The organism is Rhizobium binae (assembly GCF_017357225.1).
Lineage (GTDB): Bacteria > Pseudomonadota > Alphaproteobacteria > Rhizobiales > Rhizobiaceae > Rhizobium > Rhizobium binae.
This window is the reverse complement of the sequence record NZ_CP071604.1, coordinates 2,206,199-2,230,661: the sequence shown is the minus strand read 5'-3', so window position 1 is coordinate 2,230,661 and position 24,463 is coordinate 2,206,199. Positions and strand designations below refer to the sequence as shown.

Annotated in this window: 23 protein-coding genes and 2 pseudogenes; 5 read left to right on the top strand and 20 right to left on the bottom strand. The window is 62.4% G+C overall.

Annotated elements, in window-relative coordinates; genetic code table 11:
• Positions 1 to 113: 113 nt before the first annotated feature.
• The 7 genes from ytfQ to pcsA form a co-directional block, all read right to left on the bottom strand.
• Entirely contained in the window at positions 114 to 1,076 is a 963-nt protein-coding gene (gene ytfQ, locus J2J99_RS10970; protein ID WP_168296910.1) for a galactofuranose ABC transporter, galactofuranose-binding protein YtfQ, read from the bottom strand.
• Positions 1,077 to 1,219: 143 nt separating this feature from the next.
• Positions 1,220 to 2,296 carry a BMP family ABC transporter substrate-binding protein gene (locus J2J99_RS10965; RefSeq protein ID WP_168296911.1) on the bottom strand — a complete coding sequence of 359 codons (1,077 nt, stop codon included), beginning with the start codon at positions 2,294 to 2,296 and terminating at the stop codon, positions 1,220 to 1,222.
• A 52-nt stretch (positions 2,297 to 2,348) separates the two neighbouring features.
• Entirely contained in the window at positions 2,349 to 3,269 is a 921-nt protein-coding gene (locus J2J99_RS10960; RefSeq protein WP_168296912.1) for an ABC transporter permease, read from the bottom strand.
• On the bottom strand, positions 3,266 to 4,351 hold the full coding sequence (locus J2J99_RS10955) for an ABC transporter permease (RefSeq protein WP_168296913.1): 1,086 nt from the start codon (positions 4,349 to 4,351) through the stop codon (positions 3,266 to 3,268). Before J2J99_RS10955 ends, J2J99_RS10960 begins: the two co-directional genes overlap by 4 nt.
• Entirely contained in the window at positions 4,341 to 5,900 is a 1,560-nt protein-coding gene (locus J2J99_RS10950) for an ABC transporter ATP-binding protein (protein ID WP_205918849.1), read from the bottom strand. Before J2J99_RS10950 ends, J2J99_RS10955 begins: the two co-directional genes overlap by 11 nt.
• A 48-nt stretch (positions 5,901 to 5,948) precedes the next feature.
• Positions 5,949 to 6,929 carry a quinone oxidoreductase family protein gene (locus J2J99_RS10945; RefSeq protein ID WP_168296915.1) on the bottom strand — a complete coding sequence of 327 codons (981 nt, stop codon included), beginning with the start codon at positions 6,927 to 6,929 and terminating at the stop codon, positions 5,949 to 5,951.
• Positions 6,930 to 6,939: 10 nt separating this feature from the next.
• On the bottom strand, positions 6,940 to 7,668 hold the full coding sequence (pcsA, locus tag J2J99_RS10940) for a phosphatidylcholine synthase (protein WP_168296916.1): 729 nt from the start codon (positions 7,666 to 7,668) through the stop codon (positions 6,940 to 6,942).
• 337 nt (positions 7,669 to 8,005) lie between these two features.
• Between pcsA and J2J99_RS10935 the strand changes: the two genes are divergently transcribed.
• Entirely contained in the window at positions 8,006 to 8,818 is an 813-nt protein-coding gene (locus J2J99_RS10935; RefSeq protein WP_168296917.1) for a ferredoxin--NADP reductase, read from the top strand.
• Positions 8,819 to 8,870: 52 nt separating this feature from the next.
• Here J2J99_RS10935 and J2J99_RS10930 read toward each other — a convergent pair whose 3' ends face one another.
• The 6 genes from J2J99_RS10930 to J2J99_RS10905 form a co-directional block, all read right to left on the bottom strand.
• A complete protein-coding gene (locus J2J99_RS10930; RefSeq protein ID WP_168296918.1) occupies positions 8,871 to 9,485 on the bottom strand; it encodes a GntR family transcriptional regulator in 615 nt (204 codons plus the stop codon).
• Positions 9,486 to 9,771: 286 nt separating this feature from the next.
• Positions 9,772 to 10,974, bottom strand: coding sequence for an ABC transporter permease (locus J2J99_RS10925; protein ID WP_168296919.1), 1,203 nt, complete (start codon positions 10,972 to 10,974; stop codon positions 9,772 to 9,774).
• The gene (locus tag J2J99_RS10920; protein WP_168296920.1) at positions 10,964 to 11,680 is read right to left on the bottom strand and encodes an ABC transporter ATP-binding protein; all 717 of its coding nucleotides are present in this window, start codon (positions 11,678 to 11,680) and stop codon (positions 10,964 to 10,966) included. Before J2J99_RS10920 ends, J2J99_RS10925 begins: the two co-directional genes overlap by 11 nt.
• Before the next feature lie 12 nt (positions 11,681 to 11,692).
• Positions 11,693 to 12,985, bottom strand: a complete 1,293-nt coding sequence (locus tag J2J99_RS10915) for an efflux RND transporter periplasmic adaptor subunit (protein WP_168296921.1) — start codon at positions 12,983 to 12,985, stop codon at positions 11,693 to 11,695.
• A gap of 212 nt (positions 12,986 to 13,197) precedes the next feature.
• Positions 13,198 to 13,572 carry a GFA family protein gene (locus tag J2J99_RS10910; protein ID WP_168296922.1) on the bottom strand — a complete coding sequence of 125 codons (375 nt, stop codon included), beginning with the start codon at positions 13,570 to 13,572 and terminating at the stop codon, positions 13,198 to 13,200.
• 9 nt (positions 13,573 to 13,581) lie between these two features.
• Positions 13,582 to 13,791, bottom strand: coding sequence for a hypothetical protein (locus J2J99_RS10905; protein WP_168296923.1), 210 nt, complete (start codon positions 13,789 to 13,791; stop codon positions 13,582 to 13,584).
• A 377-nt stretch (positions 13,792 to 14,168) separates the two neighbouring features.
• Here J2J99_RS10905 and J2J99_RS10900 point away from each other — a divergent pair, with 377 nt between their 5' ends.
• On the top strand, positions 14,169 to 14,351 hold the full coding sequence (locus J2J99_RS10900) for a hypothetical protein (protein WP_168296924.1): 183 nt from the start codon (positions 14,169 to 14,171) through the stop codon (positions 14,349 to 14,351).
• A 57-nt stretch (positions 14,352 to 14,408) separates the two neighbouring features.
• Here the strand turns inward: J2J99_RS10900 and J2J99_RS10895 are convergent, their stop codons facing one another.
• From J2J99_RS10895 to J2J99_RS10875, 5 genes are all read right to left on the bottom strand, one after another.
• A complete protein-coding gene (locus tag J2J99_RS10895; RefSeq protein WP_168296925.1) occupies positions 14,409 to 15,488 on the bottom strand; it encodes an ABC transporter ATP-binding protein in 1,080 nt (359 codons plus the stop codon).
• Between the two features lie 30 nt (positions 15,489 to 15,518).
• The gene (locus J2J99_RS10890; RefSeq protein ID WP_168296926.1) at positions 15,519 to 16,568 is read right to left on the bottom strand and encodes a carbohydrate ABC transporter permease; all 1,050 of its coding nucleotides are present in this window, start codon (positions 16,566 to 16,568) and stop codon (positions 15,519 to 15,521) included.
• Complete coding sequence (locus J2J99_RS10885) at positions 16,565 to 17,602, bottom strand: carbohydrate ABC transporter permease (RefSeq protein WP_168296927.1); 1,038 nt, start codon at positions 17,600 to 17,602, stop codon at positions 16,565 to 16,567. Before J2J99_RS10885 ends, J2J99_RS10890 begins: the two co-directional genes overlap by 4 nt.
• 11 nt (positions 17,603 to 17,613) lie before the next feature.
• Entirely contained in the window at positions 17,614 to 18,873 is a 1,260-nt protein-coding gene (locus tag J2J99_RS10880) for an ABC transporter substrate-binding protein (RefSeq protein ID WP_168296928.1), read from the bottom strand.
• Between the two features lie 65 nt (positions 18,874 to 18,938).
• Positions 18,939 to 21,458 carry a hypothetical protein gene (locus J2J99_RS10875; protein WP_168296929.1) on the bottom strand — a complete coding sequence of 840 codons (2,520 nt, stop codon included), beginning with the start codon at positions 21,456 to 21,458 and terminating at the stop codon, positions 18,939 to 18,941.
• A 188-nt stretch (positions 21,459 to 21,646) separates the two neighbouring features.
• Here J2J99_RS10875 and J2J99_RS10870 point away from each other — a divergent pair, with 188 nt between their 5' ends.
• Both J2J99_RS10870 and J2J99_RS10865 read left to right on the top strand, forming a co-directional pair.
• Positions 21,647 to 22,699, top strand: coding sequence for a LacI family DNA-binding transcriptional regulator (locus tag J2J99_RS10870; protein ID WP_168296930.1), 1,053 nt, complete (start codon positions 21,647 to 21,649; stop codon positions 22,697 to 22,699).
• A 17-nt stretch (positions 22,700 to 22,716) separates the two neighbouring features.
• Positions 22,717 to 23,244, top strand: coding sequence for an NADPH-dependent FMN reductase (locus tag J2J99_RS10865; RefSeq protein WP_168296931.1), 528 nt, complete (start codon positions 22,717 to 22,719; stop codon positions 23,242 to 23,244).
• 28 nt (positions 23,245 to 23,272) lie between these two features.
• Here J2J99_RS10865 and J2J99_RS10860 read toward each other — a convergent pair.
• Together J2J99_RS10860 and J2J99_RS10855 are read right to left on the bottom strand one after the other, a co-directional pair.
• Positions 23,273 to 23,425, bottom strand: a pseudogene (locus tag J2J99_RS10860) (ABC transporter ATP-binding protein); the annotation flags it as partial.
• Positions 23,420 to 23,605 (bottom strand): annotated as a pseudogene (locus J2J99_RS10855) (ABC transporter substrate-binding protein); the annotation flags it as partial. The pseudogenes J2J99_RS10855 and J2J99_RS10860, both read right to left, overlap by 6 nt.
• A gap of 130 nt (positions 23,606 to 23,735) precedes the next feature.
• Here J2J99_RS10855 and J2J99_RS10850 point away from each other — a divergent pair.
• Complete coding sequence (locus J2J99_RS10850) at positions 23,736 to 24,446, top strand: FadR/GntR family transcriptional regulator (protein ID WP_168296933.1); 711 nt, start codon at positions 23,736 to 23,738, stop codon at positions 24,444 to 24,446.
• Positions 24,447 to 24,463 lie beyond the last annotated feature (17 nt).

Sequence of the window (24,463 nt, the reverse complement as noted above, 5' to 3'; positions counted from 1 at the left end):
TGCTGTGTCCTGATATTGCGCCGTGCGCCCGCGCCAAGACCGGGCTGACGCCCGATCCGGCACCGGCAGTTCCGCACCGGCCCATTATGGGCCAGTGCGGTTCCAGGTTCAAATCAGTAGCCCTGACCCTTCTTCTCTTCGTAGACCTTCATCGGCTCGTCGGCAGGCGTGTAGAGCTTGGACTCGGTCTGGATCCACTTCGGCGGAGCCTTCTTGTCCTTCAGATAGGCTTCGAGGGCATCGAAGGCGGGGCCGGCCATATTCGGCGTCAGCTCGACGGTGGCGTTGGACTCGCCCTCGGACATCGCCTTGAAGATATCAGGCACGGCGTCGATGGAGACGACGAGGATATCCTTGCCCGGCTTCAGGCCGGCTTCCTTGATCGCCTGGATGGCGCCGACGGCCATGTCGTCGTTATGGGCATAGAGAGCGCAGATATCCTTGCCGCCGTTCTCGGCCTTCAGGAAGCTTTCCATGACTTCCTTGCCCTTGGTGCGGGTGAAATCACCGGTCTGGCTGCGAACGATCTTGAGGTTGTCGTGGCCGGCAAGAGCTTCTTCGAAGCCCTTCTTGCGGGCGATCGCCGGTGACGAACCGGTCGTGCCCTGCAGTTCGACGACGTTGCACTTCTTATCGCCGACGGTCTTCACCAGGAAGTCGCCTGCGACCTTGCCTTCATGAACGAGGTCCGACGTAACGGCCGTCAGGTACAGATCATCGGGAGCCTTGATGGTGCGGTCGAGAAGGATAACCGGGATCTTGGCTTCCTTGGCTTCCTTCAGAACGTCGTCCCAGCCGGTTTCCACAACCGGAGCGATCAGAATGGCATCGACGCCCTGAGCAATGAAGGAGCGCAAAGCCTTGATCTGGTTTTCCTGCTTCTGCTGCGCATCGGCAAACTTCAGATCGATGCCGCGCTTCTTGGCCTGTTCCTTGGTGACAGTGGTTTCAGCCGCACGCCAGCCCGATTCCGAACCGATCTGCGAGAAGCCGACGGTCAAGCCGCCAGCCGAAGCCGAACCGAACATGCAGGCAGCCAGAATCGTGGCACTCAAAAGTGCAGTCTTCAATTTCATGATATCCTCCCAATGCCGCTCCTTCGCGGCGCAGGGTCAAAAAATCATATAGTATTACTTTTGTAAATCGCTTTTTTTAACGTTTGGGAAGAAAAAAGGGCGCCCCAAGGAGCGCCCTTCGCATCTGCAAAACCGATAACCGATCATTGCGCCGGCAGCTTGTCGTCGACGCCTTCGACGTAGAAGTTCATACCAAGCAGCGTACCGTCATCGGCCTTCTCGCCCGCCTTCAGCCAGGGCGTTCCGTCCTGCTTGTTGATCGGGCCGGTGAAGGGATGCAACTCGCCGGATTTGATCTTGGCTTCGGTTTCCTCGGCCATCTTCTTCACGTCGTCAGGCATGTTGGTGTAGGGCGCCATCTTCAGGATGCCGTCCTTCAGGCCGTCCCAGCTCTGTTCGGACTTCCAGGTGCCGTCGAGGAGCGCGTGAACGCGTTTGGAGTAGTAGGCGCCCCAGGTGTCGACGATCGCCGTCAGCTGCGCCTTCGGGCCGGCTGCGATCATGTCGGATGCCTGACCGAAGGCATGGATGCCACGTTCTTCGGCAACCTGCATCGGCGCTGTCGTATCGGTATGCTGCGTCAACACGTCGACGCCCTGGTCGACCATCGCCTTGGCCGCGTCGGCCTCCTTGCCGGGGTCGAACCAGGTATTGACCCAGATGACCTTGAGCTTGAAGCTCGGGTCGACCGACTTGGCGCCCTGCTCGAAGGAGTTGATGCCCATGACCACTTCGGGAATCGGGAAGGAGGCGATGTAGGCGGCGCCGTGATTCTTCGAGGTCTTGGCGGCGATCTGGCCGAGGATATAGCGGCCTTCATAGAAGCGCGAGTTGTATGTCGCGAGATTCGGGCCGGTCTTGTAGCCGGTGCCGTGCTCGAACTCGACCTTCGGGAACTTGGCAGCGACCTTCACCGTCGCATCCATGAAGCCGAAGGACGTGGTGAAGATCAGCTTGCAGCCGGATCGGGCCAGACGCTCGATGGCGCGCTCGGCGTCCGGGCCTTCCGGCACGTTTTCGAGATAAGGCGTTTCGATCTTGTCGCCGAATTCGGCCTGGACCTGCTGGCGGCCGAGATCGTGGGCCTGCGAATAACCGCCATCGGTGTGCGAACCGACATAGACGAAGCAGACCTTCGTCTTGTCCGCGGCCTGAGCGGCGGAGGAAATGCCGATCACGGCAGCAGCCGAGGCGGCGAGTGCGAATGCGAACTTCTTCATGGGAACCCCTGTTGGTTTGAAGTTATTGCGGAAACCCGTCTTTTGTCGTTGTCTATCGCTCCGGCACGAAGGCTTTTCCAAGCGATGCGGGCGTGTTGATCAACGTCGTGCGCCGATTATGGGAAATGATGATGAGAACCACAATAGTCGCGGCATAGGGCAGCATCGAAAGGAACTGCGCGGGTATGCCGAGACCGAAGGCCTGTGCGTGCAGCTGCAATATGGTCACCGCGCCGAAGAGATAACCGCCGGCAAAGACCCGCCACGGCCGCCAGGAAGCGAAGACGACCAGCGCCAGCGTAATCCAGCCGCGGCCGGCCGACATGTTCTCCGCCCATTGCGGCGTGTAGACGAGCGACAACTGGGCGCCGGCCAGACCGGCGCAGGCGCCGCCGAACATCACCGCCAGGTAACGGGTGCGGATGACATGGATGCCGAGTGCATGAGCGGAAGCGTGGCTGTCGCCGATTGCCCTGAGTTTCAGCCCGGCCCGGCTGCGGAACAGGAACCAGCTGACACCGACGACGAGCGCGATCGACAGGTAGAAGATCAGATCCTGCCTGAAGAGTACCGGGCCGACGAGCGGGATATCCGACAGAATGGGAATCACGATCTCTTGCAGCCGGATGCCCGGCACGCTGACATAGGCCTCGCCGAGCATGCCGGATGCGCCGAGGCCGAGAAGGGTGAGCGCCAGTCCCGTCGCCACCTGGTTGGCCACCAGCGTCAGCGTCAGCAAGGCGAAGAGCAGCGAAAAGAGTGCGCCGGCCGCAATGCCGCAGACAATCCCGACATAGGGCGAGCCCGATGCCTGGGCACCCGCAAAAGCGGCGACCGCGCCCATGATCATCATGCCTTCGACACCGAGGTTCAGAACGCCGGAGCGTTCCGTCACGAGTTCGCCGAGGGCGGCGATGACCAGCGGAGTAGAGGCGGTAATCACCGTCAACAGAATCGCTTCGAAGATGCTCATGCCACGCCACCCCTGACCCGCGACCAGACGATGCGGATCTTGTAATAGATCAGCGTATCGCAGGAGAGCACAAAGAAGAGCAACAGGCCCTGGAAGACGCGGGTGACCTTGTCGGAAACGCCGAGCGACAGCTGTGCCGCCTCCCCGCCGAGATAGGTCAGCGCCAGCACCAGGCCCGATGCGATGACGCCGAGCGGATTGAGCCGCCCCAGGAAGGCGACAATGATGGCGGTGAAGCCGTAGCCCGGCGAAATCGCCGGCTGCAGATGGCCGATCGAGCCGGAGACCTCGGCGATCCCGGCAAGGCCGGCAAGCGCGCCGGAGAAAAGAAAGCTGAACCAGATCATCTTCCTCGAGGAGAAGCCGGCAAAGCGCCCTGCCCGCTCCGACTGCCCGAGCACGACAATCTCGAAGCCTTTCAGCGTATAGCGCAGCATGAACCAGACGCCGATCGCGGCAATGATGGCGAAGAGGAAGGCCCAATGGGCCCGGCCGGATTCCTCCCAGATCGCCGGCAGCACCGCTTCCGGGGCGAAATCACGCGAGACCGGAAAGTTGAAGCCCTGCGGATCGCGCCAGGCGCCGCGAATCAGCCAATCGAGGAAGAGCTGGGCGATATAGACCAGCATCAGCGACGTCAGGATTTCGTTGGTGTTGAAATGGGCTTTCAACAGCGCCGGAATGGCGGCAAAAAGCGCGCCGCCGAGCGCTCCGAGCAGCAGCATCAGCGGCAGGACAAGCGGCGAATGCCAGTCGTAGAAGACGATCGGCAGATAGGAGCCGGTGATGGCGCCGATCGTGAACTGACCTTCGGCGCCAATATTCCAGTTGTTCGAGCGATAGCAGACGGCAAGGCCGACGGCGATCAGGATCAGCGGTGCTGCCTTGATCGCCAGCTCGTGCAGCGACCAGACTTCGAGCAGCGGCTCGACGAAAAAGGCGTCCAGCGCCTCGACAGGATCCTTGCCGAGCATGGCGAACATGATGGCGCCGACGGCAAGCGTCAGCACAAGCGCCAGCAGCGGCGAGACGAAGGTATAGAGCTTCGAGACGTCGGGGCGCTTTTCGAGTTCAATGCGCATGCGCTGCCTCCGAGGCGTGTCTGCCCTCATGCAGGCCGCCCATCAGCAGGCCGATCCTTTCGCGCGTCAGTGCGCCGGCCGGATAAGGCCTGGAAAGGCGCCCTTCGGAGATGACCGCGATATCGGTCGCCACCTCGAAGATCTCGTCGAGATCCTGGCTGATGACGACGACGGCGGAGCCCGACTTTGCAAGATCGACCAGGGCCTGGCGGATGCGGCTCGCAGCTCCGGCATCGACGCCCCAGGTCGGCTGGTTGACGACCAGGACGGAGGGCTGGCGGTCGAGCTCGCGGCCGACGATGAATTTCTGCAGATTGCCGCCGGAAAGCGAGCCCGCGGCCGGATCATCGCCGCTCTTGCGCACATCCATCGCCTGGGAAATGCGCCGCGCGGCGGATTTCACCGCGCCGTAGCGGATGATGCCGAGCGCGCCGAGAAAGGCCTTGCGATCCGACTGGCTGCGGGCGAGAACCAGATTGTCCGACAGCTTCATGGCGGAAACGGCGGCGTGGCCATGCCGCTCCTCCGGCACGAAACCGGCGCCGAGCAGGCGGCGGGCCGTGATGCCCTCGGTGCCCACTGGCTTCTTGCGGATGACGATCGCCTCGGCCGATGCGACCGGATATTCGCCGGAGAGTGCGTCGAAGAGCTCGCTCTGGCCGTTGCCGGCGACACCGGCGATGGCGAGGATTTCGCCCGAGCGCACAGCCATGGAGACATCGCGCAGTGGCATGGCGAAGGGCGTGCGGGCAGCAACCGACAGGTTCGAAACGGCCAGTTGCACCTCGCCCTTGTCCGAGCGCTCGGGATGGGTAACGGTCGCCACCTCGCTGCCGACCATCATGCGGGCAAGCGAGGCGGGCGTCTCCTGCTTCGGATCGCAGGCGCCGGTCACCCGACCATGGCGCAGCACGGTGGCGCGATCGCAGATGCGCTGCACTTCTTCCAGGCGGTGGCTGATATAGAGAACCGAGCGGCCCTCGGCGCGCAGCTTGAACAGCGTTTCGAACAGCCTGTCGGCCTCCTGCGGCGTCAGCACCGAGGTCGGCTCGTCGAGAATGATCAGCTTGGGGTTCTGCAGCAGCGCGCGGACGATCTCGATCCGCTGGCGCTCGCCGACCGAGAGATCGGCGACATGGGCATGCGGATCGAGCGGCAGGCCGTAGGCGATAGAGAGCGCCCTCGCCTCCTCTGCGATCTTGCCGATCGGAATGGTGTCATCGAGCGACAGCGCGATGTTTTCGGCGACGGTCAGCGCCTCGAACAGGGAGAAATGCTGAAAGACCATGCCGATGCCGAGCCTGCGGGCGTCGCCCGGCGAGGCGATGGCGACCGGCCTGCCTTGCCAGAGGATATGTCCGCCCGTCGGCTCGAGAACACCGAACAGCATCTTCACCAGCGTGGATTTGCCTGCGCCATTTTCGCCGAGAAGCGCGTGAATTTCGCCCGGCGCGATATCGAGATCGATGTCATTGCAGGCGGCAAAGCCACCGAAAAACTTCGTCAGCTTCTGCACGGATAATAACGCACCGGGATCCGGCACATTCAATGGCGACACGTTCCCCTCATTTCTTCTGCCAACCGGTCCGTTCGGATCTCATGGAATCAGCAGCGTCGTTCCTGTCGTTTTTCTTGCTTCCAGATCCGCGTGAGCCCGCCCAACCTCACGCAGCGGATAGGTTTGGTTGACATTGATACGCACTTTGTTGCTTTGCACAACATCAAATAGCGCTTTCGCACTGTCGACCAATTCCTGGCGCGCGGCGATATAGGTGAAGAGCGTCGGCCGCGTTGCAAAGAGCGAGCCTTTCTGCGCCAGCTGCGAAAGGCTGAAATTCTCGATCGGCCCGGAGGATTGGCCGAAAGAGGCAAAAAGGCCGCGCGGCTTCAGGCAATCGAGCGACTGTGGAAAAGTATCGCGGCCGATCGAATCATAGACGACATCGACGCCCTTGCCGCCGGTGATCTCGCGGACACGCTGGACGAAGTCCTCGGTCTTGTAGTTGATCACGTGGTTGTAGCCATGGTCGAGCGCCAGCGCGACCTTGTCCTCGGAGCCCGCCGTGCCGATGACGGTGGCGCCGAGCGCCTTCGCCCATTGACCGGCGATCAGTCCGACCCCGCCGGCAGCGGCATGGAACAGCAGAACCGTCTCGGGACCGACCTTGAAGGTGCGGTTCAGGAGATATTCGGCAGTCATGCCCTTCAGCATCATCGCCGCCGCCGTTTCGAGCTCGATGCCCTCAGGCACATGCACCAGATGGCGCGCCTCGATATTGCGCTCGACGCTATAGGCGCCGTCGGCGCTGGCATAGGCGACCCGGTCGCCCAGCTTGAAATCGATAACGCCGGGGCCGACTGCGGTAACCATGCCAGCGCCCTCCTTGCCGGTGACAAAGGGAAGGTGCGGCACCTTATAGGAGCCGTTGCGGAAGTAGACATCGATGAAATTAAGACCGATCGCTGCCTGACGGATCTGCACTTCGCCGGCCACGGGCGGCGGAAGATCGATCTCGACATAGTCGAAAACCTCCGGTCCACCGGTCCTCGAGAATGAAACCGCCTGCGTCTTCGTCATTTGCCTGTCCTCAAGCTTCGCGTCCCAGGGCGGGAAAGAATTGCAGCACCGCGCCGATGACGTAAAGATAGATCCCGGTCACGATAAAGAGAATGAGCGCCCATTCGGGCGTATCGAAATGCATCAGCAGTGAAAGAATTCCGAGCGCCGACCACAGGAAAAAGACGCCGAGATTCAGCGGGCGCAGCCGTTTGACGCGGACCGGGTGGAGGAAATTGATCGGCAGAAAGGTCAGCACCACGGAGACGATGACGATGGCAAGTGCCGTCGTCGCGCTCGCGTCGATGACGAACAGGGTGAAGACGATCATGTTCCAGACGACGGGGAAGCCGGAGAAGAAATACTCCTCCGTCTTCATGCCCATATCGGCATAATAGATGGCGCTGGAGACGACGATCATGCCGGCGGCGACAAAGGACCAGGGCTCGCCGATCATGCCGCTCTGATAGAGCGCGAAGGCCGGCAGCAGTACATAGGTGACGTAATCGATGATATTGTCGAGTGTATCACCCGACCAGTTCGGCAGCACTTCCTTGACCCGCACCTTGCGCGCAATCGGCCCGTCTATGCCGTCGACAAGAAGGGCAAGACCCAGCCACCAGAACATGTCGATGAAGCGGTGCTCGGCGGCCGCGACGACGCCGAGAAAAGCGAGGAACGAGCCGGAGGCCGTCAGGATATGGACGGAAAAGGCGCGCATCTCCGCGTAAGGGACACGCTTGTAGTTGAAAATCTTCATATCCCCGATCGCCCTATCGCGCTCACCCCGGCAAGCGTCTTTTTTTGCCACCGGCACCGATCCCGTCGCTGAATCGGTTCCCGTAGATCCTTGTTGTCGCACCGATTTCGCCGAAAACCGGCGACCATGTCGGGCACGCCGCACTAATATGCATCCTTTGCCGGCCTTCGCCAGCGGGAAATGAGACATTCCCCACAGGCCATTGAATCCTGACAATGACATGCATATTTCCCTTCAGGAGCACTGCGTGGAATGGAATGCCTTTAATTCGAGCCCGATATGTAATATCTGCCTCGCATCCGATAGTTCATCCGACGAAACGGGATCCTCAACCCCAATGAACGCGCCTGCAAAGACCGAAGACTTCGCCTCGTCCATCCCCGCCGGCGTCTACGCCGAGACGGTGCTTGCCGTGACGCATTACACCGACCGGCTCTTCCGCTTCACGATGACCCGGCCGCAGGGCTTCCGTTTCCGTTCCGGCGAATTTGCGATGATCGGCCTGATGGTCGAGGGCAAGCCCGTCTTCCGCGCCTATTCGATCGCCAGCCCCGCCTGGGCCGAAGAGCTCGAATTCTTCTCGATCAAGGTGCCGGACGGCCCGCTCACCTCGCATCTGCAGGCGATCAAGCCGGGCGACCAGGTGCTGATGCGCAAGAAGCCGACCGGCACGCTGGTGCTCGATGCGCTGACGCCTGGGCGCCGCCTGTACATGTTCTCGACGGGAACGGGCATCGCGCCCTTCGCCAGCCTGATCCGCGATCCCGAGACCTACGAAAAGTTCGAGGAAGTCATCCTCACCCATACGACCCGCGATGTCGCCGAGCTGAAATACGGCTTCGACCTCATCGAGGAGATTCAGAACGACGAGCTGCTGAAGGAAGTCGTCGGCGACAAGCTGCGCCATTATGCGACCGTCACGCGCGAGGACTTCGCCTATCGCGGCCGCATCACCGACCTGATCTCGTCAGGCAAGCTGTTTACCGATCTCGGCGTACCGCCCCTCGATCCGGCAATCGACCGAGGCATGATCTGCGGCTCCTCGGCCATGCTGAAGGACACCAAGGAACTGCTCGAACAGGCCGGCCTCAATGAAGGCGCCAACAGCAAGCCCGCCGAGTTCGTCATCGAACGCGCTTTCGTCGGCTGACAGTTTTTTTGCGACAATTAGATTTGAAGCGGCTCTGGAAACGGGGCCGTTTTTATTTGCGGGCGAGATAATCGATCAATGCCGCCATGGCCGCACCCGCTTCATCCGGCCTGCCCCGCTGAATGGCTCTGATAACGGCGACATGCAGCGCGATGGCGCGGCCCATACGCTCGGGGGTTGCGGTGGAGTACCAGAGGCGACGCGAATGCGTCTGTACCGGGCCGAGTGCTGCCACGATGAAGCCGTTCGGGCAGGCATCCTCGAGGATTTCGTCGAAGGTCTTGTCGGCGGCGAAGAAGCCGGCGAGGTCGCCGGTTGCGGCGCATTTCTCCATGGCGTCGGCGCAATTGCCTAAGCGTAGGCGCTGCTCGTCCGTCGCATGTTCCGCAACCAGGCTTGCCGCGATCGGCTCCAGCTCGCGGCGCACCTGCATGACGCTGCCATGATCATCAGGGGCGATCTCGGCAATCTGCAATCCGACGCGCGGCTTCACCAAAATCAGTCCTTGCCAGGCGAGTTTCTGAATCGCCTCGCGTACTGGCGTCCGCCCATGCCCGGCCAGATCGATCAACTGCTTTTCGGTGACGAGTGCGCCAGGCTTCAGCGCCAGCGTAACGATCAGGTGCTCGAGCGCGAGATAGGCACGATGGCTTTGTGACGTCTGCATGCTGAAAGTCCGCTGCCCAATCTGATATATCACATAGTGACACGGTCAAAAACCGAAGACAAGTCGGCATTGAAATATCAGAATAGAGACAAATAGATAAAAGCGGTGTGAGTTTCGGGGCTCAGGAGTCTACGCTGTGAAAGTTCATCGCTCATGCACCGCATCCATAGCGGGAGTGGCGTGGATCCTCGGCTCAAGGCAGCTCAAGGCCGAGGATGACGGAGGGTGGGGTTGGCGTTTCTCCCGAACTCACCGGCAGAGACATCACGCGTTTTGACACGGCGCGTCACTCGTGCCGAAGCGCCTCGATCGGGTTCATCCGCGCTGCCCGCCTCGCCGGGAAATAGCCGAAGATCATGCCGATCGCCGCCGAGAAGAGGAAGGCGACGGCAACCATCATCGGGCTGAAGACGAAGGGGACTTTCAAAAGCGCGACGGCGCCGGAGCCAAGGCCGAGGCCCAGCAGAATTCCGGTGATGCCGCCGAAGAGCGAGAGGGCCACCGCTTCGACCAGGAACTGGGTGAGCACCTGGCTTTCCAGCGCGCCGATCGCCAGGCGGATGCCGATCTCGCGGGTCCGTTCGGTGACGGAGACCAGCATGATGTTCATGATTCCGATGCCGCCGACGAGCAGGCTGATGGCGGCGACGGCGCCGAGCAGACCAGTCAGGAGCGTCGTCGTGCCGGTCATCGCCTCGGCGATCTGCGTCATGTCGTTGACGTTGAAATCGTCCTGCCGGCCGGGAACGATCTTGCGGCGCTCGCGCAGCAGATTTTCGACATCGGCCTGCACCTTGGTTGTGGACACGCCGTCGCGCGCCGAGATGATGATCTGCGGCACGTTGCTGTTGCCGCTGATGCGCCGCTGGAACACCTTGACCGGCATGATGACGACATCGTCCTGGTCAGTGCCCATGCCGGACTGGCCGCGTTTGGCAAGCACGCCGATCACAGGACATGAGACCTTGCCGACGCGGATCTGCTGACCGAGCGGATCGGCGGCGCCGAAGAGCTGCGAACGCACCGTCTCGCCGATGATGCAGCGGGACTGGCCGCGTTCCTCGGCAGGCGTGAAAGTGCGGCCGAGCGCCAGGCTCCAGTCTTGCGCGACGAAATAGTCGTTGGTGGTGCCGGAGACGCTGGTCGAATGGTTCTGGCCGCCAAGAATCACCGTCGCCGTCGACTGGTTGAGCGGCGCCACCGCCCTCAAGCCTCCGATCTGATCGCGGATGGCGGCGACATCCTTGAGGCTGAAGCGTTTGGCCTCGGAGCTTGCCCGACCTGGTCCGAACTGGCCGGGGCGGACGAACAGCATGTTGGTGCCGAGGCGCGAGAGTTCGGTCGAGACCTGCGCGGTCGTACCGTTGCCGATCGTCACCAGCGCGATGACCGCGGCAACGCCGATGACGACGCCGAGCACGGTGAGGAAGGAGCGCAGCATGTTGCGGTTAATGGCACGCAATGCCAGCTTCAACGTCTCAAAGAACATGATCCGTCCTCCTGGCCTGCTCGACCTCGCTCTCCAGCTTGCCATCGACGAAGCGCAGCAGCCGCCCCGCATAGGAGGCGATATCGGACTCGTGCGTGACCATGACGATGGTGATGCCGTGCTCCCGGTTCAGCCGCGTCATCAGTTCCATGATCTCGAAGCTGGTCTTCGTGTCGAGATTGCCGGTGGGCTCGTCGGCGAGCAGCAGCGCCGGCTCGGTAACAATGGCGCGGGCGATGGCGACGCGCTGCTGCTGACCGCCTGACAGCTCCTGCGTCTTGTGATGCTCGCGGCCCGACAGGCCGACCAGCGCCAGCGCCTCGCGCGCCTTTTCGCGCCGTTCACGCACTGCCATGCCGCGATAGATCAGCGGCAGCTCAACATTCTCTGCGGCCGAGGTTCGCGACAAGAGGTTGAAGCCCTGGAAGACGAAGCCCAGCATGTGGCGGCGCAACAGCGTCAGCTGGCTGCGGTCGAAACCGCTGGTCGGAATGCCCTGGAAGATGTATTCACCCGATGTCGGCACGTCGAGGCAGCCAAGAATGTTCATCGCCGTCGATTTGCCTGAACCGGACGGCCCCATGATCGCAACGAATTCACGGGCATCGATCATAAGATCCACATGGTCGAGCGCGCGGATCGCCGCCTCGCGCTCGCCGTAGATTTTCGAGACCTTCCTGAATTCGATCAGCGGCGGGCTTGCCATCCGTCTCTCCGCCTAGTTCGTCCGGACGGTGGCGTCGGTCACCAAGGCGTCATTTTCCTCGAGTTGGCCTGACACCACCTGAGTGAACTGGCCGTCGGAAGAGCCGACCCGGATGACTAGGGGGGTGGCGCGGCCGTTGCGCAGCACCCAGACGCGGCGCTGCGCTCCCGTCAGCACCTCACCGGAGTTGCCGCCGCGCCGGCGTGGCGGCCCAAAGATCCCGAGAATGCCACGGCCGAGCCGTTCCGCCTGCGGCGGGGCATAACGCAGCGCCGCGTTCGGCACCATCAGCGTATCCTTGACGGCCTCGACGGTGATGTCGGCGGTCGCAGTCATACCGGGGCGCAGCAGCAGATCGGCATTATCGACCGAGAGCACTGCCTTATAGGTCACGACATTGTTGACCACTTCGGAGGCGAAGCGGATTTGCTCGATCTCGGCGGGGAAGGACCGGTCGGGATAGGCATCGACGGTGAACTTCGCCTTCTGCCCGACGGCGATCTTGCCGACATCGGCCTCGTCGACATCGACCTGCAGCTCCATCTTCTTCAGATCGCCGGCGATGGTAAAGAGTATGGGCGCCGAAAGCGAGGCGGCGACGGTGGCGCCCGGATTGACGGAACGGGTGAGGATCACGCCGTCGATCGGCGAGACGATCTTTGCCTTGGCGAGATTGACCTCGGCAAGCTGCAGGTCGGCCTCCGCAGCCAGCACCTCGGCTTCGTTGATCTGTTTGGCGGCGACGGCGGAATCATATTTATAGGTGGCGTCGTCGAGGCTCTGCTGGGTGGAGACATTACTCCTGACCAGGCTCTTCAGCCGCTCGAGCGAGGTGCTTGCCGATTCGAGATCGGCATTGGCCTTGGCGACGTTTGCCTTGGCCGAATTGACCTTCGCGCGCGAGCTCTTCACATCCGCCTCGAGCTTGTTGGTGTCGAGCAGCGCCAGCACGTCGCCCGCCTTGATCATGCTGTTATAATCCACGTTGACGTCGCGTACGGTGCCCGAAAGCTCGCTCGATATGTCCACCTGCTCGGTCGGCTGCACCGAACCGGTGGCGGTGACAAGCACGGTCAGGTCGCCGCGTTTTGCCGGCTGCGTGGTGTAGCTCACTTCGCTTTGCCCGCGGCCGAGGTAGAAGTAAGCGGCAGCCGCGGCGGCAGCGAGGAGGATCAGCAGGATGAGCAGGCGTCCGCGCCAGCGGCTCCGCCTGTTCTGCCTTCCCGACGCGGCAAGCACCGCTGCGAGGTCGGGCGTCGCGCCGGCATTTTCTCCGGTTTCGTCGCCGCTTACGATTTTGTTCATCTCACCCTCGATCAGTCAGTGGCCGCATCGGCCTGCAATGAAATAATCACACCGCAGGTGAACCGGGAATTAGCGTTGCCGCCGAACTGGCACGGAATTGCGGACAGGTGAAATGAAATATTGGTAAGAAAACTCAAGTTTCCGCACGGCGGAGCCTCTCGCGCAAAATCTGCAGCGTTTTCGCGCTCCCGACAGGCAGCAATTGCCGACGGTCAATCGGCATCCTCGGCATATTGCTGGGCATCCGACAGCGGATGCAGCCACGCTTCGCGCCGCTTGATCCAGACTTCATGACTCGGCGCGAGATCCGTCGGGGGGCTGTCGAGTGAGCCGAGGCGGATTTCCACCGCCGCCTCCTGCAGGCAGAAAAGCCTGCTGCCACAGGCGGGGCAGAAGCTGCGGCCGGCGAAGGTGAATATCTCGCCCCTATGGGAGAAAGCCGAGCGAGGCCAGAGCGCAAAGAAGACGAAGGCGGAGCCGCTCGATTTGCGACAATCGGCGCAGTGGCAGAGGCCGACGCGAAGCGGCTCGCCTTCCACCCGGTAGGCGACCGCTCCGCAAAGGCAGCTTCCCGTCCTGATCCTCATTGACGGTCGTCAGGAATCGAGCTTGGTGGGAAGCCCAGGCGGACGACGCTTTGCCGCCATCAACAGGTCGAGCTCCGTGGCGGAGGGGCCAAACTTGTCATAGAGGCGCTTGGCCTCCTTGTCGTCCAACCGGTATTTTCTGGCAAATTCGCTCATGCTGTAGGGGCGGCCACGCAACACTCTTCGCGCCGGGGTGGCCGTTTTCGGTGCGTCGTTCATGGTTTTCTCCTTTCATTTGGTACCGTTTAAGCTAGAGCGGCTCGTCCATTTGAAAAGAGTCGACGGGCTGATCCGGGACCGTCCGTCGGGATGGATGCGGCTGATTTTCCTGGAACCTTTCTGCCGAGAGACGGTTTTCGAAGCGAGGCTGCGGACCGCGCCAAGCGGACGCGGCGGTGCTGGAGAACATCGGGATTTTTCCGCTTTCTCCCGATGGCCGACGAAATGGCAGGCGAGCTCCCTACCCGCCCGGTCCGCTTCCTCATCCTCATTCTCCGGCGAGATCACGAAATGTTAAAATGCGGAACGCATGCGCCGGGGCGAGGTTGTCAACACGAGGTCGACGTGGCCTCAGTTCAAAACCAAGGAGAAACCAAATGGCAAACCAAGGTGGAACCCACGAACAGCACGTCAAGGCTGGTCAGCAGAGTCACAAGAACGACTCCAATACCCGCAGCGCCTCTTCAGGCGGCCGCGATGCGCAGTCCAGCGGATCCCGCGGCGGCAGCCATGAGCAGCATGTAAAAGCTGGTCAACAAAGCCACAAGAACAGCCACTAAGGCTGTCATGACATGAAACTCGGCCCGCGCCTCCATTCCGGCGCGGGCTTTTTGTTTTCAACACAGCCGCCGGCCGTCCTCGCCGAAGAGGTGCAGCACGGCGGGATCGAGATGAAGCGGGAGGCTGTCGCCGGATTTCATCCTCTGCTGGCCGGCAAAGACCGCGATCAGCTTCTTGCCGGCGGCTTCGGTATGGACGACTGTCTCGGAACCGAGCTCCTCAACAAGCGTGACCTGCGTATCCAGCCTGCCCGCCGCGGCCGCATCGGCAATGCTGATATGTTGCGGCCGGATTCCGATGCTGACCCTCTCGCCCGCCGGACGCGCCTCCCTGGCAAGGACGGAAAGACGATGGCCGCCCACGGTTTCGACCTCGGCGAAACCGTTCCCCTGACCGACGATCGAGCCTTCCAGGAAATTCATGTGCGGCGCGCCGATGAAGCCGGCGACGAAGCGATTGGCGGGCGTGTTGTAGAGTTCCAGCGGCGTACCGACCTGTTCGATCCTGCCGCCCCGCAACACGACGATGCGGTTTGCGAGCGTCATCGCCTCGACCTGATCATGGGTGACGTAGATCATCGTCGCCTTCAGGCGGGCGTGCAGGGCGGCGAGTTCGGCGCGCATGCTCACCCGAAGTTCGGCGTCGAGATTGGAGAGCGGCTCGTCGAGCAGGAAGGCATCCGGCCGGCGGACGATGGCGCGGCCGATCGCGACGCGCTGGCGCTGGCCGCCGGAGAGCTGGCCTGGGCGGCGCTGCAGGAACGGCTCGATCTCGAGCATGCGCGCGGCGTCAGCGATGCGGGCCTCGATCTCGGCCTTGGCCACCTTGGTGTTCTCCAACCCGAAGGCGAGGTTTTCGCGCACGCTCATATGCGGATAAAGGGCATAGGACTGGAAGACCATGGCAAGGCCGCGGTCGGCCGCACCGATCGCGGTGACGTCCTTGCCGTCGATGGCGATACTACCGCCCGTCGGCTTGTCGAGACCGGCGATCAGGCGCAGCAACGTCGATTTTCCACACCCGGACGGGCCGACGAAAGCGACGAACTCGCCGTCGTTGACCTCAAGCGAGACATCGCGGATCACCTCGACGGCGCCGAAATTCTTGACGATATTTCTGAGCTCGAGCCCGCTCATGCATTCTCCTCTATCATTTTGAAAGCGAGTCTATTTCAGGCCCGAGCCGGCGATACCAGTCGTGATGAAGCGCTGCAGGAAGACGAAGATCAGCACGACGGGGATCATCGAGACGACGGTCATGGCGAGGATATAGTGCCACTGCACATTGAGCTCGCCGGCATAGACGTTGAGGCCGACCTGCAGCGTGTATAGCTCCTTGCGCGACAGCACGATCAGCGGCCAGAGGAAGTCGTTCCAGCGCCAGACCACCGAGAAGATCGCCAGCACCGCCAGCGCCGGTGCCGACAGCGGCAGGATGATGCGCCAGTAGATCTGCCATTCGCTGGCCTTGTCCATGCGCGCGGCGTCGATCAGTTCGTCGGGGATCGTCAGCATGTATTGGCGGAGCAGGAAGACGCCCGTCGGCGTGGCGACGGTCGGCAGGATGACTCCCCAGAGGCTGTCGAAGAGGTTCAGCGTACCGATGACCGAATAGAGCGGCACGACGATCACCGAGAGCGGCACCATCAGCGTCGCCAGGATCATCAGCATGACGGCGGTGCGGCCGGGGAACTGGTATTTCGACAGCGCGAAGGCGGCCATGGAATTGACCAACAGGGTGATGGCCGTCGCCACGACCGTCACGAAGACGGAGTTGCGCAGGAACAGGAAGAAATCGAAGCGCTGGAACGGTTCGGTGTAGTTGTTGGCGGCAAATTCGACCTGACGCACCGGCGTGCGATCCTTGATGTTCACCTTGACGATTTCGCCCGGCTGCTTCGGATCGACCATCTGGCCCATGATGCCGATGCGCCGGACCTCGGCGAGCTGACGGGTGCTGCCATCCGGCATCGTGACGTTATAGAGCGGCAGCGGCTTGTCGTAGCCAGCCACATCGGCCTGCTCGGTGACATACGGCAGAAAGGATGGCGGGAATTCGGCAAGAGCTGCCGGCGTTTTGAAGGAGGAAAAGACCAGCCAGACGGCCGGGCCGAACATCAGGATGACGCCCGAGATCAGCCAGATCCAGGTGACCACATCGGTCCAGTGCCAGCCGCGGCCGCGGCGCCGAAGCAGGAATGCGCCGACAGCGCTCATCGGCGTGTTCCCTTCTTTTCGTTGCGGCTGCTTGCTCCGAGCTGGACCAGGGTCAGGATGACGAGCACGATGCCCATCAGGATCGAGGCGGCCGAGGCCAGCCCCGGATTGCGCAGCGAACTGGCAAAGCCGGTCTCGTAAATAAACTGGGTGATGTACATGGTGCTGGTGCCAGGCCCGCCGCCGGTGAGCACGAAGACCTCGTCGAAGATCTGCACGGCTCGGATCAGCGCCAAGACCAGGACGACGATGAGGTTCGGCATCAAGAGCGGCAGGGTGATGCGCCGGAAGATACGTGTCGGGCTTGCCTTGTCCATCGCCGCCGCCTCATAGAGATCCCTCGGGATCGCCTGCAGACCGGCGAGCAAGATCAGCGCGTAAAAGCCCATATGCGCCCAGACCGAGACGAAGACGGCGAAGAAGAAGGCCCAGAAGCGATCGCTGAGCCAGGAGAAGGGTTCGAAGCCGAAGGGGCTTAGCGCATAATTCAACAGCCCCTCTCGCTGAAGGATCCATTTCCAGATCAGGCCGACGACCACCGGCGACAGCAGCACTGGAAAGAAGAAGACGGCGCGCCAGAAGCCGCGATTGGAAAGTTCGCGGTTGAGGATCAAAGCCGTTGCGAGTGCCACCACCAGCATCGCCGAGACCTGGAAGACGACGAAAACTGCGGTGTTGCGCACGGAGGCCCAGAAGGTGTCGGCAGCACAGGTTGAGGGGTCGAGATAGGAGCCGCAATCAAACAGGATTCGATATTGCTCGGCGCCGACATAAGTTCTGTTCTGAAGGAAGATGGCGCCGCCGCTCGTGGTCGAATAGATGAAGTTGATGACCAGCGGCAGGAGGACGAAGACGGAAAAGATCAGCATGTTAGGCGCCAGGAAGACACCGGCCATGCCGTTCACCCCCGTCAGCTTCTGCCAGGCGCGCATGGGGATATCGACGATCCCCATGGCGAGCCTGACAGGCGCAAGGAGCGCCTGCTGCAGACCGGCTTTCGCCGGCGGTTCGGAAGAAACCGTCTTCTCCGCCATCCGTTCGTCCGTCAGTTGCCGCCAACCTTGGCCTTGATGTCCTCGTCGATGCGGGCATAGGCGTCATCGAGCTTCATCTCGCCGGCGATCACCTGGCTGATGCGGGCGACGATGGCGCTATAATAGGCGTCGGACCACTTCCAGCCCGGCAACTTCATCGCAGCAGGGGCGGTCTGGGCGGCCGATTCAACGAAGGCCTTCAGTGCCGCCTTCACATGCGGATTATCGGTCTTGAAATCCACCTGGCCGGCAGCCACGCCCTTATGTGCCGGGATGAACAGGCTACGCTCGGCAAATTCCTTCTGCACGTCGGCGCTTGCGAGATAGTCCATCACCTTGGCGACGTCCTTCGGGTTCTTGGTGTATTTGACCGCGACGAGACCGGCGCCGCCCTGCATGCCGCTGCAGGCCACGGTGCCGCAGGGGCTTCCAGCCATGACCCAGTCGAAACTGTCGCCGATCTTTTGGGCGAAGCCCGAAACCTGCCAGCTGCCGGAATAATAATAGGCGAGACCGCCATTGATGAAGTCGTCGGCCGCCGCGCGATAGGTGCTGCCGGCAGCACTGACCCAGACGTCCTTGTTGACGGTGCCGTCCTCATTCCATTTGACGAAGCGGCTGAGGAATTCCTTCGCGCCCTGATCGATGGGCGCCGGCTTGCCGTCAGCGGCGATATAGTTGGCGCCATAGGAGATATTGGGGCCGGAGACGCGGTGACCGGAGCGGTCGATCGCCATGGCGAAGACCTTCTGGCTGTCGGCAACCTTCCTGGCCGCCGCCGCCCAGTCGTCCCAGGTTGCCTTCGGGCCGGGAATTTCGACGCCGGCCTGCTCGAACAGCGTCTTGTTGACGAAGCCGCCGGTGAGCGTCAGCTGCGTCATGAAGCCGGTGATGGCGTTCGAACCGTCGGGGCGCATCCAGTCAGCCTGGGCGCCGAAATTCTCGTCCCAATATTTCGCATCGGCGAGGAGCGGGCGGAGATCGAGCCAGTGCTGCGACTGCGCCTTCAGATTGGTGACGCGGGCGATATCCGGTCCCTTCCCGGCTTCCAACTGCACCGGCAGCTGTTCCTTGACGACATCATAGGAAACCTCGTCGAGAATGACGTTGACATCGGGATTGGCCTTGGAGAAGCGCGACAGCAGGTCCTTGATCACCTCGCCTTCGCCGCCGTCGGAATACCACATGATGCGCACGTCGCCGGCATGGGCGGCGATGGAACTCAAGAGAACCGCAGCAACGGCCGCGCCGATCGATTTTATTCTGGTCATTTTCTCCTCCTGTTGACCGATGCATTCCCGTGTCCAGTCGGTCCTCCACCTGCCGGACATGTCGTCTACGAGGCCGCTCGCCGAGGCTGCCTGCCCGGTATCTTAAGATGTATCGCGTCTCCCCTGACCGACCAGTCCGAGGGACGAAGAATGCGGCCTTCGGCGCGCACGGTGCCATCCTTCTCGAAGACGACTTCACCGTAATCAGGATCGATGACGATCAACGCGCCCTCGCCGTCCCGCCGAGCCGAGAGCGCGGCGAAACGGCCCCGCATGCCGTCGAGCCCCCCCTCGCGACTGAGATCGGACAGGCGGACAATCCAGCGGCCGTTGCGGCCAATCAGGCGCAGTTCCATATCCGTGGTCGGGCCGTGCTTGACCGGCTCCAGCGGTCCGCTGCCGATCAGCATGGCAAGGCCGTTGCCGGAGCGGGCAAGCGCCAGATCGCCATCGACCGCCGCCTCATCGAAGGCTTCGAGCGGGAACCAGGCATGGGTGAAATCCGGCTGGCCCTCGTGAATGGCGAAATCGAGGATGGCCAGATCGCGATACTGATGTACGCGCGGCAGCGTTCCGCAGCCGCCCCAAAAGCTCGGCCGGCCGTAACCGAACTGGATGGTCTCGCCGGGATGATTGATCCAGATCTGCGCTTCCGGCCGTTCGCCGAGGCGCAGATGCAGCACCGTCTCCTGATAGCCCCAGGCGCCGGGGCGATAATGGGCGATGGTGCCGAGCGCGGTGTCGCGCGTCTTGTAGTGGTAGAGGGCGGCGAAACGGTTCTCTCCCTGGGAGAAGGTCCATTCCTGCGCCTCGTCGGAGCGGTGCGCGGCGATTTCAGCAAGCGCTTCCGGGAAACGGAGGCCATGGTCGCGGATGCAGACGGCAAGCTGCGGCAGCGCGTGGACGCGCCGGCCGTACCAGCCGCGCCCCCAGAGCAGACGGGCGATACCAGAGAGTTCGACCGAGCGGCCGGGCCGCAGCGTATGTTCGTAGGAGCGGCCCTGGCTGCCGGTCAGCATGCCATGATGGGCCGAGCGGGCGACGATCTCCATCAGCCGGACGATGCTGGCACTGGCGCGGGCACGGATCGTCTCATCCGGCGCGCAGGCGGCAAGCGCCGTCAGCCCCTTGAGGTCGATCGGGAAATAGGGAACGGAATTCCACTCCGCCATCTCCCAGCGCTCGAAATGATCGAGCCAGGCGCGAACCCGCTCTTCGCCGACCTTCATCTGCTCGGCGCCGGTGCGGCCGGAACGGACGAAAATGGCATCGGGGAAAAGCCTGCCGCCGAGATAGGCGGCGGCGTGGAAGAGCAGCGCGTGGTTTTCAGAAAAATACCACTGAACGTCATTGCCCGGCTCGTCCATCCAGTAGCGGTAGTTGAGAACGGCCTGCTCCATCCTGCCGCGCAGTTCCGGTGAAAGAAGATCGCTCCAGCGTGTATAGGCAAAGAGCAGCGGCACCAGCACGAAATCGGCGCAGTCGTGGCAATCCTCGATAACGGGCAGCATGGCCGAGATCATCGCCTCGGTCTCCGCGCCGCCCTGCCCCAGCGCCAGACGGGCGAAAGCGCAGACCGTATCGGGCTCCGAATGGGCGGCGACTTCTGCCAGCGCCTCAGCGACCCGGTCCGCCAGCGCGGCGGGCGCCGACCCCTGGCGTTCGGGATGACAGATCTCGACGCCGAGGGTGCGGGCGACCGACAGCGCGCCGGTTTTGAAGGTGATGCGGAAATGGCGGAAATCGGCGGGCATGCGCGCCGAGCTTCCGAGCCCCAGCGTGGTTGCGCCTTTCTCCAGCGCGAAATCATAGTCGAAGCGCTCGACCGACATGAAGTCGCCTTCGATCTCGACATGGCAGTTCAGCGCCAGTGGCAGCGGCGCGGGAAACAGGATCGTCACGTCCTCGCCGAGATAGGCGGTGCGGTCGAAGCGCATGCCTTCGAGGATCGCCTCCAGCCCGTCCGCCTCATCGGCGGCGATCGGAACGGGAAGTGATGTTTTGACGTCCGGCCCGTCGAGATAATCCAGCTGGAAATAGAAGCGGGCGTCGCGCTCGGCGAGATCGTCGAAATAGACACGGATCTCGTTGAGGCCGGCGAAAAGCTCTACCTCGAAGGTCCGCTGCGCTTCCAGATTGCGCTCGTAAGGCGCCATGAAACCCTGTTCGCCGCCGTTGACGAAGAGGATGGCGCCGCCGCAGGTCGACAGGCGAAGCGTGGCCCGCCCGCCCGTGGGGGCATCGAGAAAGGTGCGCGCCCAGCAGCCGATGCGCGTCGGGCGAAACCAGAAGCCGGAGAGATCGACACGCGGCGAGGCAAAGGGCAGCCACCAGCGGACGGGAGCGAATTCGGCTGCCGGCTGCGGCCGCCGGCCGGAGAAGTCTTTCTTGAATTCGGTGCGGCAGGGGTACTCATGCGGAATGAAGTTCTTCGTCTTGGTGACGAAGAAGAAGGGATCCATCCGGCCTTCCATCGGACGGTCGGCGACATCGTAGCGCGCCTGCGAGAGATGACCGAGCTGCCAGTAGACGATCGGGCTGTTTTTGCCGACGGCGCGGCCGAGATAGGATTGCTCGACGGCCATGTTTCAGGCCGCTCCGGCCTTGGTATTTCTGACAAAACGCCGACGGATGGACGGGCGGTCAAGCCGCATCTTCAAAGCCTCCCTGCTCTGCCGCTTACCGCGGACTCCTCATCGGCAATTGTGCATAGACATTCCGTTTGCGCAATCTGAAAGATTTTTGCATAAAGGTTGGGAGCGAGGAAAACGACATGGCCCCGGATCAAAAGAAAGGCAGGCGCACGCGCCTCGACGACATCGCCGCCAGATGCGGCGTGTCGATCAGCACCGTCTCCCGGGCGCTTGCCGGCGAAAAGGGCGTCAGGCCCGAGATCCGCAAGCTGGTGCTGGAAACGGCGAGCGCGGTCAGCTACGCGCTGCCGGCAAGTGTCGCCGGCAAGAAGGTCATGCTTGTCGCCTCCGGCGCGGCGATGATCGACTATGTCCGCAACCAGTTCACCCTCTACGTTCTCGAAGGCCTGAATGCGCGGGCGGCGGCGCTCGGCATCGAGATGGCCATGCGTCCCGTCGCCGACAAGGCGGACGAAGCCCGCGTCATCGCCGAGATGCGCGATGATCCGAGCTTCGGCGGCATGCTGATCCTGACCGTCGACGAGGAGGAGATGCTGGCGGCGGCCGCGGGCCTGGGAAAACCGGTCGTGCTGGTCAATACCGACGACCCCTATATGCGGCTTTCGAGTGTGACGCCCTGCAACCGCTCGGCCGCCTTCATTGCCGCCGAGAGGTTGATCAAGGCCGGGCATCGACAGATCCTTTTCATGCTGCGGCCGGGCCGGCGGACGATCGAGAGACGCCTGGAGGGCTGGCGCGACGCTCTGCTCTATCACGGGCTGAAAGCTGATGCCGAACTTGTGCTCGAGGTCGACGACTGGCTGCCGGAATTGGGCGCCGAGGCGATCACCCGTCTCGTCCGTGATCAGGGCCTCACCTTCACCGCTGTCCTGACGGCGGGCGACAGTCTTGCCAACGGCGCGGTGCGCGGATTGCAGGCCATGGGATATGCCGTGCCGCAGGATATCTCGGTTATGGGCATCGATGATCTGCCGCAATCGGCCTTTCTCAATCCGCCGCTCTCGACCGTGCATATTCCGATGCGCGAACTTGGCGCCACCGCGCTCGATCTGCTGCGCGACATGATGCTCGGCCTTGCCGTGCCGCGCCGGCGCGTCGAGCTCGCCTGCCATCTCGTCGAAAGGGGCAGCGTCGCAACCGTCAATCCTTCGAAAGCCGCCGCGCCCGTTTAGGAGCCAATGCCGCCATCATGAAATTCCTGGCCATATCAGGAAGCGCCCGCCGGGCCTCGACGAACACCGCCCTGCTCCGTGCTCTGCAAGCGGCTGCAGGCGCGGCGCATACGGTTTCGATCTATGACGGTGTGGGGGAACTTCCGGTGTTCTCGCCCGATCTGGAGCTGGACCCGCCGCTTGCCGTGTCGGCTCTTGCCAAGGCGATCGCGGATGCGGATGGACTGATCCTGGCAAGCCCTGAATATATCCGATCAATACCGGGCGGATTGAAGAACGCCATCGACTGGCTCGTCTCCCGAGACGAAGTGATCGGCAAACCGGTCGTGCTCGCGCACGCGTCGCACCGCGGCGATGACATGCTGTGCCAGCTTCGCATCGTTCTCGCTACGCTCAGCGAGCGATTCAACGAGGAGCTTTTCCTGCGGATTGCTTTGATGAAGCTTTCCCCGGAAGAGATTGCCGAGCGTCTTTCCGCGCCTCGGCATCAGGAGGACATGCGCGGCTTCCTCGACGAATTTGCACGCTATTGCGGATCGGCCTGACGTCCGGTTCCCTTCTCGGCGCCGCCTTTCATGCTTCCATGAAGCTCGCCTCGAACAGCTCACGCGCATAGGCATCATGCGTGATGCCGGCCTGGAGATCCGCCTTGGTGAGTTCGTCGACGAAGACGCCGTTCTTCATGATCAGCACCCGGTCGCACATATGGGCGATGACCGCGAGGTTCGACATGATCTCGACTGCCTTGCCTTCGGTCGCCTGATGCGGATCGAGCGACAGGACCTGGGCCAGCGATGTGCCGATCACCAGCTGATCCCTGGGTGTGGCGGCGTGTGAGAGCGGCGCAGCGATCGTCAGCGCGCCGATGACGGCGCCGACGAACAGGCCTTTAGAAAAATGCTTCATTGTCACTCCTGCCTGGATTACTATAATAGACATATTATGTCGTCCGTATGTCGTATTATGATTTTTAGAAGTCGAAAACGATTTGCAAGCCGTGCGGAAGACTTGAGGCAAAGGAACTGGGGAACAAAGAATGACGACACTCGGCCGTGGGCGGCAAAGACTGGCGCAGCAGGTCATCGATGAGCTGCGAGCGCAAATCGAGGCGGGCAAATTGCTCGTCGGCGACCAGCTGCCGACCGAACCGCAGCTCGAATCGACCTTCGGCGTCAGCCGCACCGTGGTGCGCGAGGCCATCGCGGATCTAAGGGCGGCGGGCTTCGTCCGACCGATCCAGGGCAAAGGCGTTTTCGTCGCGGATCCGAAGGTTCATTCGTCGATGTCATTGACGCCGGTGGAGATCAAAAGCATCCCGGAAACCCTTGAATTGCTGGAGTTTCGCATGGCGACCGAGGGCGAAGCGGCGGCGATTGCCGCCTATCGCCGCACCGCCGAGCAGGAGGCGGCGATCCGCGAGGCCAACCGCAGAATGGCGCAGCTCATCGAGAGCGGCCAGCAAACCGTCGAGGCGGACTATGCCTTTCACATGGCGATCGCCGCCGCCACCAACAACCGGTTCTATGTCGATGTGCTGCGCCATTTCGGCCCCCGCGCCATCCCGCGCGGCCAGTTTCCGACGCTGCCCGAAGCCAATGACCGCGACTACCTGCAAAAGGTCCATGCCGAACATGTGGAGATCCTCTCGGCGATCGCCGATCAGGATCCTGATCGCGCCCGGCAGGCGATGCGCGCCCATCTGATGGCGAGCCAAAGGCGCTATCGGATGCTTGCCGAGCAGCAATAGGGCTCGACACCCTCCGA